Below are 15,916 nucleotides of genomic sequence, written 5' to 3'. Positions count from 1 at the left end.
CATTCTCCTATCAATTATTTTTTCCAAAAGAAATTATAGAGCCATCTGGCGCCAAATCGATGTACTTACCATTCTTTCGATATCTTAGAACATCAGTTGTTATACCTGGTACCGGTGAAGGTTTTACTCCTTTCTTTACAGTTCTAGCAAATTCTTGAGCTTTTCGCATATATTGTTCCAAGCTAAAAGCTCCTACTTCTTCACCATGTTTTTCAAAATGTTCTTGAACATTATCCATGGCATTATCAAACTTTCCTTTCCCCCACTCTCCATTTTTATTAGTATATGATCTATCCTCAAAATGATACCCATCTAGCAAACTGCCAAAAGCATTCACAATCGTTCCTGATCCATGAGCCATCGCTGCTGTTCCACTTGCTGTTGCTGCTGGGCTCAATGCTAAAGTCGCTCCACCTGTAAATGGTGCTCCCGCAAATGAAAAGCCATTTCCCCCAACGAGCCATGAGAAACCACCTAAAAATTCCGCTCCACCACCAACTATTGAAGCTAGATCACCAATAAATTGACCTCCTGCATAGGGTTTCGTTCCAACCGCATTTGGGTCTAACGTTCTCTCACCCATTAGTCCTGCTAAACCAACTCCTAATGCTTTAAGCCCATTCCAGTTATTTGTCGCGATAGCTTCTTGTACCATTAATGTCATTTTAGAATCAAACGTACCATCGACATAAACACCCGTTACATTCCCATGTTCATCAAAAGTATACGTAATATCTTGATTTTCTAAACGATAAGCTTCTACTTTTGCATCAATCTTCTTCTGGCGCTGATCCCAAGCCTTACCAATCGGCTTCGTCCAAGCCAAACTTATCCTAGACAAATCAAAGGTCCCCGAAGTTGGATTCCACGCTGCACCTTTTTCTACTTCGGCTAATCCTGCATCTAAACTAGCCAATTGTGCTTCAAATTCTGAAAATAAATTTGGTGAACTGGCATTAAAATCATACAGATTCTGCAGCTTTTCCTCATTCTTTTGAATCGAGCTTTGTACACCCATATAGCGCTGTTCCATGCGTTGGTTTGGTTCCTTTTCTTTGTCCATTGTCTGTGCCATATTTTGGAGTAAAGCTTTTCCTTGAGTGATTTCTGCTTTTATTTGTTCTTCGATTACATCACAGGTATCTACTGATGATTGAAATTCTTCGGGAAATTTACTATGGGCTTCTACTAAGGCTTCACATGCTAGTATAAACCCACTTGCCAACGCTGGGTAGACCGCTGAGAAATAAAGTTTCGCTGAGTCGTATGTTTTACTGGAAAGTGGCGCATTCATAAAGGCATTCACGCTATCTTTCAGTGTACCGCAAAACTGAATATATTCGTTGGCCATTTGTTTGGCAGCGGCGCTTTGCGCTTTGACTTCACCTACATAAAAATCAATAGCCATAACGGTTCTCCTCCGCTTCCTCTCTATCAGAAAATAGCTGTACTCTCTCAGTGTACAGTGCCTCTTCTTTATCTCTCAACTGCACCTCTTCACTTACTAAGCGCTCTGCTATATCTTCTAAGCGTTGGCGTTCATATTGGTGTAAACGATTGGCTTCGTCATCTAACTCCATAAAGTGATTCGTATAACGTGAGCCTTGATTATTGCCGATTAACTCTTGGTAATAGTGTTGTTCTTGTTGATGAATCGAAAAATAATTCGCTTCCAAATCTTCCAATTCTCGAATTTCACGTCGTTTATCTTCTTGCTCTATATTTATTTGTCTTATCTGTTGGTTGATTTTCAGTTCTTTTTCTTCATTCATGAACGCTTCCCACCTCCAAAGCTTGGAGAAAATAATGGTAAATCGAAACTTTTTTTGATTTTCTGATCAATTATGCTAAATTCTTTTGCGACTGAATGAATGTTATTTCCATCACGAGCAATCGCATTTGACAGACGCTGCCCGCGACGATGCATACTCGCTAAACTATTTTTGGCATTATTATTTCCACTGACCGTGGTACGTTCTGCTTTACTTGATGCTTCATTCACGGATGAAAAGCCACTAGCCGCTTGACTGAACTGTTCTGACACGCTTCCTGCCACATTAAGGCTGCTTTTGATTCCTGACATTTTACTGACCCCTTTGTCTGATTGTAAGCTTCTTTGTTCAAACTCCTTAATTTTCATTTTGCCATATTTACATGCCTTATAGTTATCAACTTTTTCTTTGTGGTGCAAAAGTTTTGCAAAATTAGGATGTAAAATTAATATCTTTCTGAGATACGATAAAAAAAGAGACTGAAATATAACTCTGCGAGTCATATCTCAGTCTCAAGGAATCCAAATTGATACTAATATAATTATTTAAAATCTAAATCATTCATCATTCCTTTTAAAGCTAGCAAATTATTCTCACCTGCGTAAAAACCTAAATATATATTTAGCACATCAAAAGGACTTGAATCAATTTGCCACTTCGAATTCTTTTTTTTGAACTTTAGGCTTAATGTAACAGGATCTTTTTTTACTGAAATTGTATCAATTTGGTTAGAAAACAATTGATTCAGGTAACTTGTTTTTTCTTTTAGTTCCACTTCTTTTGTTTTTTGTATTTCCTGTTTTAACTGTCTCAAAAAAATGCTTAAATCAATTCCATAAACCTGAATTTTGTATTCTTTCATTTTATTTTGCTCTTTTATTAGCTCTGAATCATAATGTGTTTTTTCTTTAAGTTTCTGATGAAATTTTTGGAATAGAATATCCAAATCAGCATGACTTAATCCAGTATCTTGAGCAACTGTTTGCTTCACATCAAAAATAATTTCATTTAGCATCATCGAATTCATCGAACTCAGATCAAGCTCATGCTCGTTTTTATTCGTGCTCTTTTCCAGATAAATCACTTCTTTAAAAAATTGCTCTTCCAACGTATCACCTACTTCTTTTTTCTCATGTTTGGAAGTATTAACTATCGTGAGGTATAAAAAACAAGAAGCTACCAAAACAATGATTAGTAAAAAAATACTATTTCTTTGATTTTTTTTCATATCTATTCATACCTTAAGGAAGTCGCCGGATCTAATTTCCCTACTTTCATCATTGGAACACTTGCTGAAAACAAGGACATAACAATAGCTAATATGACCGTTCCACCAACTGCTACGATATCTAGCATAAAAACACTAGAAATCTCTTTGGCCTTCATCGCTACAATTTCATTGATACCAAATCCGATGAATGAGGCAAATAGTGTGGCTAATAATAGCGATAGTAAAGTAATAAATGCCGATTCCGAGGTGAAAATCATGTTGATATCACGATTTCGATACCCAATTGCTTTCATGACGCCAATTTCTCTTGTTCGTTCAATAACATTGATATACATTACAATTCCGATCATTACGATTGAAACAATGACTGCTTGTGTTGACATGAAAATCAAAAGTCCCTGAATAATCTTAATAAAATTAATAATAATATCGACTACAGCTGTCTGAGAAATCGCCACGTACTTTTTATTACTATTGATTTGCTCCATCACTTGTTTGTTTTCTGAAGGTTCTTTTAACTCTAAAATGAAATAAGGAATATTTTTTTCGAATTTATTTCGAGTAATAATCTGATTCATCTCGACTGGTGCCATATAAGAGTTCTCTTCTTCGGTTTCATCTTTAACGATCCGAATAATTTTTGTTGAAAATGTTCCAGTCTTTTCGCCTTCGCTTGTACTTTCAACAATGACCCCTTTTAATTTTTTTCCAATAATACTTTCAGCGGTAAGATTCTTTTTGTTCATTTTATTGAAATCTTTAATAAAGCTTTCAGTTAAAGTAATGCCCTCTTCTTTAGGATCTTGGTATTCTTTTCCAGCCAAAATAGAGTCTTTTGTGTTAGAAGGAACTTTGATTGATGTATTATCATATAAGCTAACAACTTGAGAATAATTTGGTGTTGTATCCGTGTAATCTGCTTTGCCAATATCTTCTACTTCTGCTTCAATCATTCTCATACCAAATGGCGTCTCAAAGTATTTAATCTTCTCTTGCCCTACTTTATTTTTGATATAGGTCAGATCATTTTTGTTAATAATACCGCTACTTTGTTGATTATTCAGGGAAATTTGAATTTGGGACGGAATTTTTCCCCCCTCCATATCTTGTTCAATAATTTTCACAATTCCATTCCCTAAACCTAAGGACAATAAAATACCTGTTAAACCAATTGATGTTGCAATAGAAATCATAACATTTCGCCATTTTCGTTGCATAAAATTGGAAAAAGCAATTTTTAACATGCTAATAAAGTTAAATCTGTTCTTTCTTATCTTTTTTGGTATCTTCGGTTCAGTAAAACTTCGGTCACTCTTTTGTTCCACTTCCACAATTTTCCCATCTCTTAATTTAACGACTGTATCCACACGCTCTGTGATTTCTTCATTGTGTGTTACTACGATCACTGTTTTTCCTTGCTGGGTCAATCCTTCTAAAATTTCTAATATGCGGTTTTGTGACTTTGAATCTAGTGATCCTGTTGGTTCATCTGCAATAATTAATTCTGGATTATTTGTAAGAGCACGAGCAATTGCTACTCGTTGCTTTTGACCACCGGATAAATTTTTGACATTTTTATCAGCATATTTCTTTAAGTCTACGGAATCTAAAAGCTCTAAGGCTTTTGTCTTATTTTCTGAATGACTTTTCCCATTAAGATACATCGGAATCATGACATTTTCCAAAACACTCATATGCGAAATCAAATTGAAGTTTTGAAATACAAAGCCGATATTATTTTTACGAAAATCTGTCAGTTCATGGTCATTCAAAAATTTTAGAGACGTTCCCTTATAGAGAACTTCTCCTTCGTAATCAGTATCTAACCCACTAATAATGTTAAGTAATGTTGATTTCCCACAACCTGATGGTCCAAGTAATGCTAAAAACTCACCATCGTGAACGTCTAAATTGATTCCATCTAAAACTTTTTCTTCTTCTTTTTCGTTGATTGAATACGATTTTTTAATATTTTTTACTGATAAAATACTCATTGATTTTCCCCCAAAGTTATTGAATAGATAAATTGAATTTGCTTAATAAGATAGCTTCCATAGATTATCAGAGTCATTAGAAAGAGAAGCAAAAATATAATTTCTCCCCCATTAATCTCGTTTACTATTTTGAAAAGAGCCACACTAGCAAGTAATGGCAATGTTTGTATAAAGTAGAATAAATTTTCTTTAAGTGGAATGGTGTATCCTTCTAACTGACTAGAATAATCAAACTTCCCATTTAACTTTAAACCTTTCACCGCATGAATCAGTGTCAACAAAATACTTCCAGTTAATAATCCCAGTCCAGCCATAAATAACCAACTCCAATTATCGGTCAACCATTGTTTTGTCACCCATACGAACAGGATAAGTGCTGGGATGGTTTGAACAAGATATAGTACTAATGAACCACGTATTAAAAAGCGTTTACTACTATATTGAAATCCTTTCAGATAGTGACTATCCGTCATTAGCGCCAAAAAGCCATAGACCAGTCCTTTATCATTAAAAATAATTGCGCTCAAGAAAAAACTGACAATAAAAGCCTCTAAACTACCTGCTATCTGCGCAATATTAAAACCATAACTTAATAGAAGTGCAAATAGAAGAATTGAGATAATAGGTAAAAATAAAGCCTTAAAGAAAAATGATAACGTGAACAATCTGAAAATGTAGACTATCTTCACTACAATTCCATTAACAAGCCAGTTTTCTGAAATCATTTTACGATTTTTCAAGCGGCTTCTTTGCTGTTTGATGCTATAAACAACAAGTACAAAATAACTAAAACTATAGATAGCGAAACTATATAGTAGAGGCCAAAGAGTATAGTAAAAACACAAAAAAGTGATGACTGGTAAAACAATGATCATCGTTTTGAGTGCATTAATAAAAAAAATCTTTTTATTATTCATCCTAAAAAAAATAGCTAATGTTTGATGCGTATTTGTTTTGATGAAGAAATAATTCTCATAGCTAATCCCTATCAAAAGAATCACTACTAAACTAATTACAAGTAAATCATAATACCGAACCGACGAAAATGCTGATGATTCTTTTAAAAATAATGTCATGTCATATTTGAACAAAACCATCCCTAAAAAAATCAAGAAAGAGCCAAAAAAATAGCTATAGGTCAGTTGCACTAAATTAGTAAGTTTCATTGTCTTTTCTTTTGCCCAGATTCCTTGTCGTATAAAAAATACAGTCAATAGCTCCAAAAAGATGCGATTTTCTTTTAGCTCCATCATTAAAATGCTCCCTCCTTTTCATTTACAACTGAATCATCTCATCCACTTGTTGAAAAAGTTCCGCATGTTCATGACTAATGATGATAAATTTTTTGTCTTTTTGCCGCTCTTTTTCTATTTCTTGCAGTAGATTGCTCAAGGACTCTTGGTCTAATCCAGAAGTTGGTTCATCCATTAAATACAGTTGAGGATCATTTAGAAAAGCGCCAATCAACATCACTTTTTTCTTTTCTCCTAAAGACAAAGAACCCATTTCGCTTGTCATCAGCCTTTCAGAGAAATTAAAATTTCTCATAAGCTCTACTAACCGACTATTGAAGAAATTTTTTTCAATTCGAAATTCTGATCTTAAAAAATTAAAATAGAATAAAGGGGTTACGCCTTTAAAATAATTTTCAGAAGAATCTGGAACATAAGAGACCTTCTCAGTTTGGAAAATTTGTCCGCATTCTGGCGTTAAAATACCTGCCATTAGTTTTAATAATGTGGACTTGCCTGCTCCATTATTACCAACAATCAGTGTCAGTGAATGTGAAGCCATATCATATGTAAATTGTTCAATTTTTTTCTGCGCACTTATGTAGTATGTGATGTTTTCAACTCTCACCAAATCATGTCCTCTCTATTTTTAATTAGATGCTCCAGAAATAGAAAGGATAGAAAAAGTTGATATGCTAAATCAGAAAAAGATATAAGTTTCATTCGTATTTGTTAAGTTCATTTGTTCAACAACACTTTTTCATCATTTTCATTAAACTCTTTCTCATCCTTACTCCTCAAACTTTTGTTGGTTTATTTATAAAAAGTAAGGTCTACCAACCCAACCATTTTTTAAACCAACCCCAAATCGCTCTTTGCAAAACCCAACGAATAATCGTCCAGATCCACTTCCACATATAAACAACCCCACCTTTCTACCAATCAATGCTTAACAAATAATGCATGATTAAAACTTACAAGGCTGAGTATAGTGCGTTAATAGGGTTCATCGTTAAAAGGTCTCTTATTTGAGACAACATTGCTCATTAGTTTTTTAATACAACTTAAAATAGTTCAATAAATGGTCCTCGATTTTTTCTAAAAAAAAGTAGTGCTTATTATCTAGTATGTTCAATATTGTCATACTTTCCTTCATTTGCTTTTTTCCTTGCATGATATTCTTTGTCAATAGACAATCCACTCCCATAAAAAATTTTTTTAGAACCTTCTCGAGAATCAAATGCTCACTCAACTCTACTTGTTTCATATAGCCAATATATTCTTTCACTTTTTTAAAATCATTCAACTCAATTTCATAAAAAATCATGTTAGATAGTACTTTCACAGTATCAGACTCAAATGCTTTCAATTGTTCATATTTTTTTATGTTATCTAAAATTCTAACGCTAATCGCTTCATTTAATTCTTTAGAAAATGCAAAGAAACTATTCGAGTATAGGACTAAATCATAATGGGTAAACATGTTTAAATTCATTAAATAGTCCTGTAAATACTCTTTTGCAAATGAATCATATCCGTCTTCCTTTAAACGATCAATCAATAATTGAATCACTAGGGCAATATGTTGGTAACGTTCTAAATTTGTTTTTTTATAGATGATTGTTGATTTTTCTTTTAACGACAAAAGTTTTTCTAGGTCTTGTTTAATGAAACTCTGATGGACTTCGGTAAATAGTGCTTTGAATCTTTCTATTTTAAAGTTATTTTTTATAAATAGAAACTCTTCTAATGAAACATTCAAATGTTCTAAAATCTTAAAAAAATTTGTTACCGTCATATCTGATTGACCATTTGCAATTCGATAATAATGTGCTCGTGACACAATTCCTCCAATTAAAGATTTAATTGGAATATTTTTCTTTTGCCTGATCAACTCGATCGTACTACCTATATCCATTCGTGTCCCCTTTCGTCTCGTATACACAACATCTCACGTCTTTATCTGAGTCCCCTATGTATGATAGGAATTAGAATGGAGGGAGAGTAAATAATGAATTGGATCGTAATTATTTTCTAGAAAGTAATTGTTTGGTGTTGGTATACACATTCAGATTACGTGTCTGAGCCATTAAAAATAGCTCAGACTTTTTGTCATTTAATCCTATCACTAAAATTTTATTTATGCAATATGTACAAAAATAATTCCATAAAATTGAACCAGTTTTCATTTTTAGACGAATCACACTATGTGACCTCTCTCTCTATTTATGTAAAATCAATCGACATCTTTAAACATAATCAATCTAAAAACACAATGCTACTAGCAGTATAAAGAACATTCCCAACAGGATTCCTCTCTGATATGTATGGAATACACCCTTCCCAACTCCATTTATTTTTTCCTTTTTATTTGAATAGGTAGCAAAAGAATGAATTTATTTCCATGTAACCTCTTTTAAAAGAGGCTATTTCATTTTTACTAAAAAAAACAAGGACAAACTTAAAAGTAAGTTCTTCCTTGCTCTTTTTCACCAAGTTAATGATAATGGTTAATTTTTATTCTTCTTTTTTTGCTCCACATTTGCCAAGATTACCGTTGCTAACATTGCCAACCCAATAAATACCGCGGCGTTCGATAATACTTCTCCCGCCTCTGGAAGATCTGGTTTTTTCGGAACTTCTTTTTCTGGTACCACAGGAACTTCTGGTTTGTCTGGCGGATTGATGTGGTCATCCACTACCGCTATATTCTTGATTTGTTGTCCTGCAATGGCTTCCTTATTGATTTTAACTTTGAAGATAATTGTACGGGTATTCGTGTCGCTGATTGTTGGATATTCAGCGATTACTTTGCCGTCTTTTACCGTTAAATTTGTTGGTTTCGGATCGTCGCCTTCCGTTTTTATGCTATTTTCTACATAGGTCAATTCTTTTGGTAGATTGTCTGTGACTGTGACTTGATTCAACAGGCTATTTTCTACTGTATTGCGGAAACTGATGCGATATTCAAGCTCTTCATCGATTTTAACGGTCTTTTTATTGACTGTTTTCTCGCTTTCTAGTTTCCCTAGCGGTTGTTCTGGTGTCACGGGTACTTCGGGTTCATCAGGTGGATTCGTGTGATCATCGATTTTGGCTTTGTTGATGATGGGTTGGCCAACTACTGCTTCTTCGTTGATCGTCACTTTGAACACGATGGAACGGGTTTTTGTATCACTGATCGTTGGGTATTCAGCGGTTAGTTTGCCGTCTTTTACCGTTAAGCTTGTCGGTTTTGGCTCATCTCCCTCACTTTTCACACTGTTTTCTACATAGGTTACGCCCTTTGGTAGGGTATCCGTGACGGTGACTTGGTTTAAAATGCCATTAGTGATTTTGTTGCGGAACGTGATACGGTATTCGATTTCTTCACCGATTTTTGGTGCTTGGTTATTGACTGTTTTCGTACTTTCTAATTCCCCCGGTGTTTCCGCTGGTGTCACGGGTACTTCTGGCTCATCGGGTGGATTTGTGTGGTCATCGATTTTGGCTTTGTTGATGATTGGTTGTCCAACTACGGCTTCTTCGTTGACCGTCACTTTGAACACGATGGAACGTGTTTTGGTATCGCTGATTTTTGGGTATTCTGCGACTAGTTTGCCATTTGTCATCGTTAAGCTTGTCGGTTTGGGATCATCGCCCTCACTGGTTAAACTACCTTCCACATATGTTACGCCTTTTGGTAACACATCGGTGACGGTGACTTGGTTTAAAACACCTTTTGCTATTTTATTATTGAAATTGATTCGATATTCGATTTCATCCCCGATTTTTGGTGCTTGGTTATTAACTGTTTTCGTACTTTCTAATTCGCCAGGGGTTTCTACTGGTGTCACTGGGACTTCTGGTTCATCTGGCGGATTTGTGTGGTCATCGATTTTGGCTTTATTGATGATCGGCTGTCCGATAACGGCTTCTTCGTTGACCGTCACTTTGAATACGATCGAACGAATGTTAGTGTCGGTGATTTTCGGGTATTCTGCGACCAACTGGCCATTTGTTATGGTTAAGCTTGTTGGTTTGGGATCAGCGCCTTCACTGGTCAAGCTGCCTTCTACGTATGTTACTCCTTTTGGTAGAGTATCGGTGACTGTGACTTGGTTTAGGACACCATTCGGGATTTTATTGTTGAAATGAATTCGATATTCGATTTCATCCCCGATTTTTGGTGCTTGATTGTTGACTGTTTTCGTGCTTTCTAGTTCTCCTGGTGTTTCGACTGGTGTTACAGGTACTTCTGGTTCGTTCGGTGGATTGGTGTGATCGTCGATTTTGGCTTTGTTTACGATTGGTTCACCGACTTTTGCTTCTTCGTTTACTTTGACTTTAAAGACTATCGAACGGGTTTTGTTGTCACTGATTTTTGGGTATTCAGCGACTAGTTTGCCATTTTCCACCGTTAAACTTGTCGGTTTGGGATCATCGCCTTCGCTTGTTACACTGCCTTCTACGTACGTTACGCCTTTTGGTAGCGTGTCGGTCACGGTGACTTGGTTTATGACACCATTTGTAAGGTTGTTGCGGAAGGTAATGCGGTATTCGATCTCATCACCGATTTTTGGTGCTTGATCGTTTACTGATTTTGTCACGTCCAATTGTCCAGGTGTTTCGACTGGGACAACTGGGATTTCAGGCTCATCGGGCGGATTGACATGATCATCTACGGTGATTTTATTCACGATTTTTTGCCCGACGATGGCTTCTTCGTTGACTTTGACTTTAAAGACAATCGTACGGACTGTTGTGTCTTGGATTTTTGGGTATTCCGCAATGACTTTACCATTCGCCATCGTTAAACTTGTTGGCTGCGGATCAGCACCTTCGCTGGTTAAGCTGCCTTCTACATAGGTCATGCCTTTTGGTAAATTGTCGGTCACGGTCACTTGGTTTAAGACGCCATTGGTAATTTTATTACGGAAAGACAAGCGATATTCCACTTCGTCCCCAATTTTTGGTGATTGGTTATTTACCGATTTAGTGCTTTCTAATTCACCGGGCGTTTCGACTGGTGTGACGGGCACTTCTGGTTCATCTGGTGGATTGGTGTGATCATCGATGATCGCTTGATTGACGATTGGTTGTCCGACTACCGCTTCTTCGTTCACGCGGACTTTGAACACAACAGAGCGGACGGTATTGTCGTCGATTTTTGGGTATTCAGCGGTCATTTTGCCATTTTCCATGATCAAGCTTGTTGGCATCGGATCAGCGCCTTCACTGGTTAGGCTACCTTCTACATAGGTCAACCCTTTTGGTAAGGTGTCGGTCACAGTGACTTGATCAATTACACCATTTGTGACTTTGTTACGGAAACTAATACGATATTCGATTTCATCTCCGATTTTTGGTGCTTGATGATTGACTGATTTCGTTACGTCTAATTGTCCCGGTGTTACAACGGGTGTGACGGGCACTTCTGGTTCGTCAGGCGGATTGGTATGATCATCAATTTTCGCTTGATTGACGATCGGTTGTCCGACTACCGCTTCCGCATTTACGGTGACTTTGAAACTAATCGTTCGTATGGTTGTATCTTTGATTTCAGGATATTCAGCGACTAATTTTCCGTTTTCCATCGTTAAACTTGTGGGCTGTGGATCAGCGCCTTCACTGGTCAAACTTCCGTCTACATAGGTTAAGCCTTTTGGTAAGGTGTCGGTCACAGTGACTTGGTTTAGGACACCGTTTGTGATTTTATTACGGAAGGTAATGCGATACTCGATTTCGTCACCGATTTTCGGTGCTTGATTATTCACTGATTTGCTACTTTCCAATTCGCCTGGTGTGATGACTGGTACGATCGGCACTTCTGGTTCATCTGGCGGATTGGTGTGATCATCGATTTTGGCTTTGTTGACGATTGCTTCGCCAATTTTTGCTTCATCGTTGACCTTGACTTTGAAAATGATCGAACGGACTTTAGTGTCATTGATCATACCGTATTCAGCAGTCAATTGGCCGTTTTCCATGGTTAAGCTTGTTGGCTTTGGATCGTCTCCTTCACTGGTCAAACTACCTTCTACATAGGTTACGCCTTTTGGCAAAGTATCCGTTACGGTAACTTGGTTTAAAACACCGTTCGTGATTTTATTTCGGAATGTGATACGGTATTCGACTTCGTCCCCGATTTTTGGTGCTTGATCATTGACGGATTTTGTAACATCTAATCGTCCAGGTGTTTCAACAGGTGTTACTGGAATTTCTGGTTCATCGGGCGGGTTGACATGATCATCCACAGTTATCTTGTTTACAATTTTTTGCCCAACGATGGCTTCTTGATTGACTTTGACTTTAAAGACAATGGTTCGTACTGTTGTATCTTGAATTTTTGGGTACTCTGCAACGACTTTGCCGTCAGTCATGGTTAGACTTGTCGGTTGCGGGTCAGCGCCTTCGCTGGTTAAGCTGCCTTCTACATAGGTCATCCCTTTTGGTAAATTATCTGTCACTGTGACTTGATTTAAGACACCATTCGGAATTTTATTACGGAAAGACAAACGATATTCGACTTCGTCCCCAATTTTTGGTGATTGATTGTTGACGGATTTGGTACTTTCTAATTCTCCGGGTGTTTCTACTGGTGTGACTGGGACTTCTGGTTCATCGGGTGGATTCGTGTGATCATCGATTTTGGCTTTGTTGATGATCGGTTGTCCGACTACTGCTTCTTCATTGACACGAACTTTAAAGGAAATAGTGCGTGTTTCTGTGTCGGCGATTTTTGGGTATTCAGCGGTTACTTGGCCATTGACAACCGTTAATGCGGTTGGTTTGGGATCAGGTCCTGCACTTGTAACGCTGTCTTCAATATACGTTAAGCCTTTTGGTAAAGTATCGGTCACGGTCACTTGATTTAAAATACCCTTTGGTACGGTGTTTTTAAATTGAATCGTGTATTCTATTTCGTCGCCGATTTTTGGCGATTGATTGTTGACTGTTTTTGAGCTTTCTAGTTTGCCGACAAGTTCTTCTGGGGCGATTTTTACCTCTACGATATTGGATGTGTTCTCGATCATCGTATTTGTGGCAGAATCTACGCCTTGGAATGTGGCACTATTTGGAATCAGTTCTTCTCCTTTGGCTGTATCATTGATTTTTGCTTGAAATTCGTAGACTGTTTCCGCGGTCGTTCCTTTGTAGCTACCGCCTTGTGTGCCGTTGGCGCCCTCTCCTACACGAAACGTGATTGCACGATCTGCTGCTGTGTATTCGCCCTGGTCATCGCCTGTGGCATCTGATTTATTGCCAGCATTTGGACCACTTACGATGGATAAGCTGTCGGGTACATAATCTAAACGGCTATCTAATTGGTCTTTAGAAAGACTGTTGACCGCTTCTGTGTTTTCTTTGGTATTTTTGAGATGGACACGATAGGTTACGGTATCCCCGATTTTATACGTTTCTTTTGGATTTATAATTTCTTTGGTGACTTCAAGTTCGGGTGTTTCCGCATTGATTGAAAATCCAATCGCATTGGTTGAGTAATCATCTCCGCTACTGGTTGTTTTAAAGTTAATTTGTTTCTGACTGTTAGTGATGATCCCTTCTGGTAAGGTCAAACGATCGACATCGATATCTAAAAAGTTGGGAAAGCCAGGATTAAATTGACCCGGATATTTATCCACCATGTGTTGATCGTTATCTGAAACGGTTCCGTTCATGACATTACCGACTGGGTTGATTGTATTGCTGATATTGACCCAAGTTCCTGCACTATTTTGGATTTGAGCATTGTCACCTGTGAAAAATTTATCGCCTTGAACGGTAAACCACGTCACGATTGGGTTTAATTTTCCTTGTTTAGAGGTTAAAAAGTCTTTCATGACAAATTCATTGTTGGTTCCAGCTTTGTTCCCTCTAGCGCCATAATAGACATTGAAGGCACGGGATCGTTTGGCTTGGTCTTTTGTCACGATAAATAAACTCCAACCACTGAAGTTGAAACTTTGAAATTTGCCTTGTAGGAAATCGGTCATCGGAATATCTGCTAATGTGTATGCACCAGTCGCACTTTTATCCCCTTGAAGGATCGAGGTCACATCGGCAAAGTTAGAAAAGCCCGTATTATTAAACCCAAAACCTTGCCCAGGATTAGTAGCATCTTGGTCAATTCGATGATATTTTTGTGGGGCAACACGGGTTACTGTTCCATTTGGCGTGGTTAATTGAACAGGGGCGCTAATTTCATCATCGGTCATATTCGTCGCTGTAGCTGGGCCTTTAAAACGGGATGCACTCCAAAATAAGCCTGCCCATGCGACTTCTTTGGCGCCATCTAAATCGATGTAGGCTTTACTTGAGTTATAGGTCGTTGGATCGCCATCGACATCCGCAAATTTCAACTGAAAATTATTGATTGCTTGACCACTACTTGGGGCTCTGGTATTCAAAAAAGCGCTCGCTGTCGCTTCGTTTACAGGGGTTAAGTTGGTATTTCCTGTAGAGAATAATTCTCCTTTGTGGATGCTTTTATAAATTGGTTTATCAAAGCCACGGCCTGGCGTTGGCGCAATTCTTGGTCCGATTGCTTGGGCTCTCGGCGCGGCTTGATTGTTTTCTTCTAAGGTCGTTGCTGCTGAGTCTTCTGGTGCAGCAGTTGTTAGCTCTTCTGATTGAGATTCTGCTACTTCTGTGTCAGCTTCTTTTTCTTGTAATGATGTACTGCTCGTTTCTTGTTCGTTCTTTGGCAGTGTTAGAGTGATGTCCCCTACTTTTTCGTCTGCCTGATTTATTTCAACAGCAAGCTGATGGATTGATTCATCTGTTTGCTCGGCACTTATTGTCAGATGTTTCGTGGTATGAGGTTGGATCGTGGTGATGGTTAGTTCTGTCCCCTCATCTTGGTTTTCTTTTTGATCAAACTGGATCGTTTGATCGTCAGGCGCCACCAGTTTATCTTCGCTTTTTAAGGTTGCTGCGTCGAATTTTACTGGTGAGTCATTTTGGTTCTTTTGTTCTAGAACTACCTGATCGATTGGTTGATCGCTTTTGTTCGTTACTTCGTAGTTTACATCGATTAATTTATTGTTCGTTTCATTTTTCTTGGTGTCGGCTTTGATGTATAAGGATTCTGAGTCGAAGATATTCTCTTCTGGTTTGGTCAATCCTTCGGCAAACACACTGGCGGCGGGTAACAAGTTGGCAATCACCAACATCAAAACAGCTAAATAATTCAGGGAAATTCTGTGCACTTTATTCATTTATATCTTACCTCCTATATTTTTACTATAGTATGGCTAAATAAATAATTCAAAAATATCGGGCTGAACTATTAGTTTTTTCTCATAGCTGGAGTTCGGGCTTTTTTGGGTGAATATTGGTTGAAGATGAAAAAGTTTTTTTGTTATTTTATCTTATATATAAGGGAGCTGTTTTTGGTGTTATTTAATGGGTGGAAATGCCGAATTTCGTTGCGGTGGGTGGTGTCTTTCGGTATAATAAAATGTGTAGGATAGAAATTCGAATCGTTGATCGATTCAAGACATATAAATAAAAATTGGCACTTCAATCGTTCGGCGGCAACCTTACGATCGAAGCCTTGTTAAGACACCGTTAACTGTCCAAACAAGTTGCCAATAGTGCTAGCAACATGTACTAGCTTCTTTATTGTACCTAAAATGAGGTGAGATTTCTAGGAAATCTTTGCTTTTTCTGGGTGTGATTAGTTGTTGTGTATATGGTATTAGA

The 15,916-nt window shown here is 37.4% G+C and carries 9 protein-coding genes; all 9 read right to left on the bottom strand.

What is annotated here, in order from left to right; genetic code table 11:
* Window positions 1-10: 10 nt before the first annotated feature.
* On the bottom strand, window positions 11-1,408 hold the full coding sequence (locus IGJ55_RS05540) for a hypothetical protein (RefSeq protein WP_430607660.1): 1,398 nt from the start codon (window positions 1,406-1,408) through the stop codon (window positions 11-13).
* A complete protein-coding gene (locus IGJ55_RS05535) occupies window positions 1,398-1,772 on the bottom strand; it encodes a DUF3958 family protein (protein WP_069638786.1) in 375 nt (124 codons plus the stop codon). Before IGJ55_RS05535 ends, IGJ55_RS05540 begins: the two co-directional genes overlap by 11 nt.
* Window positions 1,769-2,083 carry a TIGR04197 family type VII secretion effector gene (locus tag IGJ55_RS05530; RefSeq protein ID WP_430607657.1) on the bottom strand — a complete coding sequence of 105 codons (315 nt, stop codon included), beginning with the start codon at window positions 2,081-2,083 and terminating at the stop codon, window positions 1,769-1,771. The genes IGJ55_RS05535 and IGJ55_RS05530 overlap by 4 nt, the downstream gene beginning before the upstream one ends.
* Window positions 2,084-2,313: 230 nt before the next feature.
* The gene (locus tag IGJ55_RS05525) at window positions 2,314-3,000 is read right to left on the bottom strand and encodes a hypothetical protein (protein ID WP_207120712.1); all 687 of its coding nucleotides are present in this window, start codon (window positions 2,998-3,000) and stop codon (window positions 2,314-2,316) included.
* Window positions 3,001-3,002: 2 nt separating this feature from the next.
* On the bottom strand, window positions 3,003-4,997 hold the full coding sequence (locus IGJ55_RS05520) for an ATP-binding cassette domain-containing protein (protein WP_430607655.1): 1,995 nt from the start codon (window positions 4,995-4,997) through the stop codon (window positions 3,003-3,005).
* Entirely contained in the window at window positions 4,994-6,250 is a 1,257-nt protein-coding gene (locus tag IGJ55_RS05515; RefSeq protein ID WP_430607653.1) for a hypothetical protein, read from the bottom strand. The genes IGJ55_RS05520 and IGJ55_RS05515 overlap by 4 nt, the downstream gene beginning before the upstream one ends.
* Window positions 6,251-6,272: 22 nt before the next feature.
* Window positions 6,273-6,857 (bottom strand): ABC transporter ATP-binding protein, encoded by a 585-nt coding sequence (locus IGJ55_RS05510; protein WP_157804612.1) that lies wholly within the window; start codon window positions 6,855-6,857, stop codon window positions 6,273-6,275.
* A 426-nt stretch (window positions 6,858-7,283) separates the two neighbouring features.
* On the bottom strand, window positions 7,284-8,147 hold the full coding sequence (locus tag IGJ55_RS05505; protein ID WP_207120708.1) for a helix-turn-helix domain-containing protein: 864 nt from the start codon (window positions 8,145-8,147) through the stop codon (window positions 7,284-7,286).
* Window positions 8,148-8,739: 592 nt separating this feature from the next.
* Window positions 8,740-15,429: an isopeptide-forming domain-containing fimbrial protein gene (locus IGJ55_RS05500; RefSeq protein ID WP_430607651.1), complete on the bottom strand. Its 6,690-nt coding sequence runs from the start codon at window positions 15,427-15,429 to the stop codon at window positions 8,740-8,742.
* Window positions 15,430-15,916 lie beyond the last annotated feature (487 nt).

It is taken from the genome of Enterococcus sp. AZ170, from assembly GCF_050545135.1.
GTDB lineage: Bacteria > Bacillota > Bacilli > Lactobacillales > Enterococcaceae > Enterococcus_L > Enterococcus_L ureilyticus.
Note: the sequence above shows the minus strand (reverse complement) of the source record. Positions and strands in the feature narration are given on the sequence as shown.

Coding starts and splice junctions, on each gene's coding strand:
- IGJ55_RS05520 (WP_430607655.1), bottom strand. CDS start 4,997: ATGAGTATTTTATCAGTAAAAAATATTAAAAAATCGTATTCAATCAAC.
- IGJ55_RS05530 (WP_430607657.1), bottom strand. CDS start 2,083: ATGTCAGGAATCAAAAGCAGCCTTAATGTGGCAGGAAGCGTGTCAGAA.
- IGJ55_RS05515 (WP_430607653.1), bottom strand. CDS start 6,250: ATGATGGAGCTAAAAGAAAATCGCATCTTTTTGGAGCTATTGACTGTA.
- IGJ55_RS05505 (WP_207120708.1), bottom strand. CDS start 8,147: ATGGATATAGGTAGTACGATCGAGTTGATCAGGCAAAAGAAAAATATT.
- IGJ55_RS05535 (WP_069638786.1), bottom strand. CDS start 1,772: ATGAATGAAGAAAAAGAACTGAAAATCAACCAACAGATAAGACAAATA.
- IGJ55_RS05525 (WP_207120712.1), bottom strand. CDS start 3,000: ATGAAAAAAAATCAAAGAAATAGTATTTTTTTACTAATCATTGTTTTG.
- IGJ55_RS05500 (WP_430607651.1), bottom strand. CDS start 15,429: ATGAATAAAGTGCACAGAATTTCCCTGAATTATTTAGCTGTTTTGATG.
- IGJ55_RS05540 (WP_430607660.1), bottom strand. CDS start 1,408: ATGGCTATTGATTTTTATGTAGGTGAAGTCAAAGCGCAAAGCGCCGCT.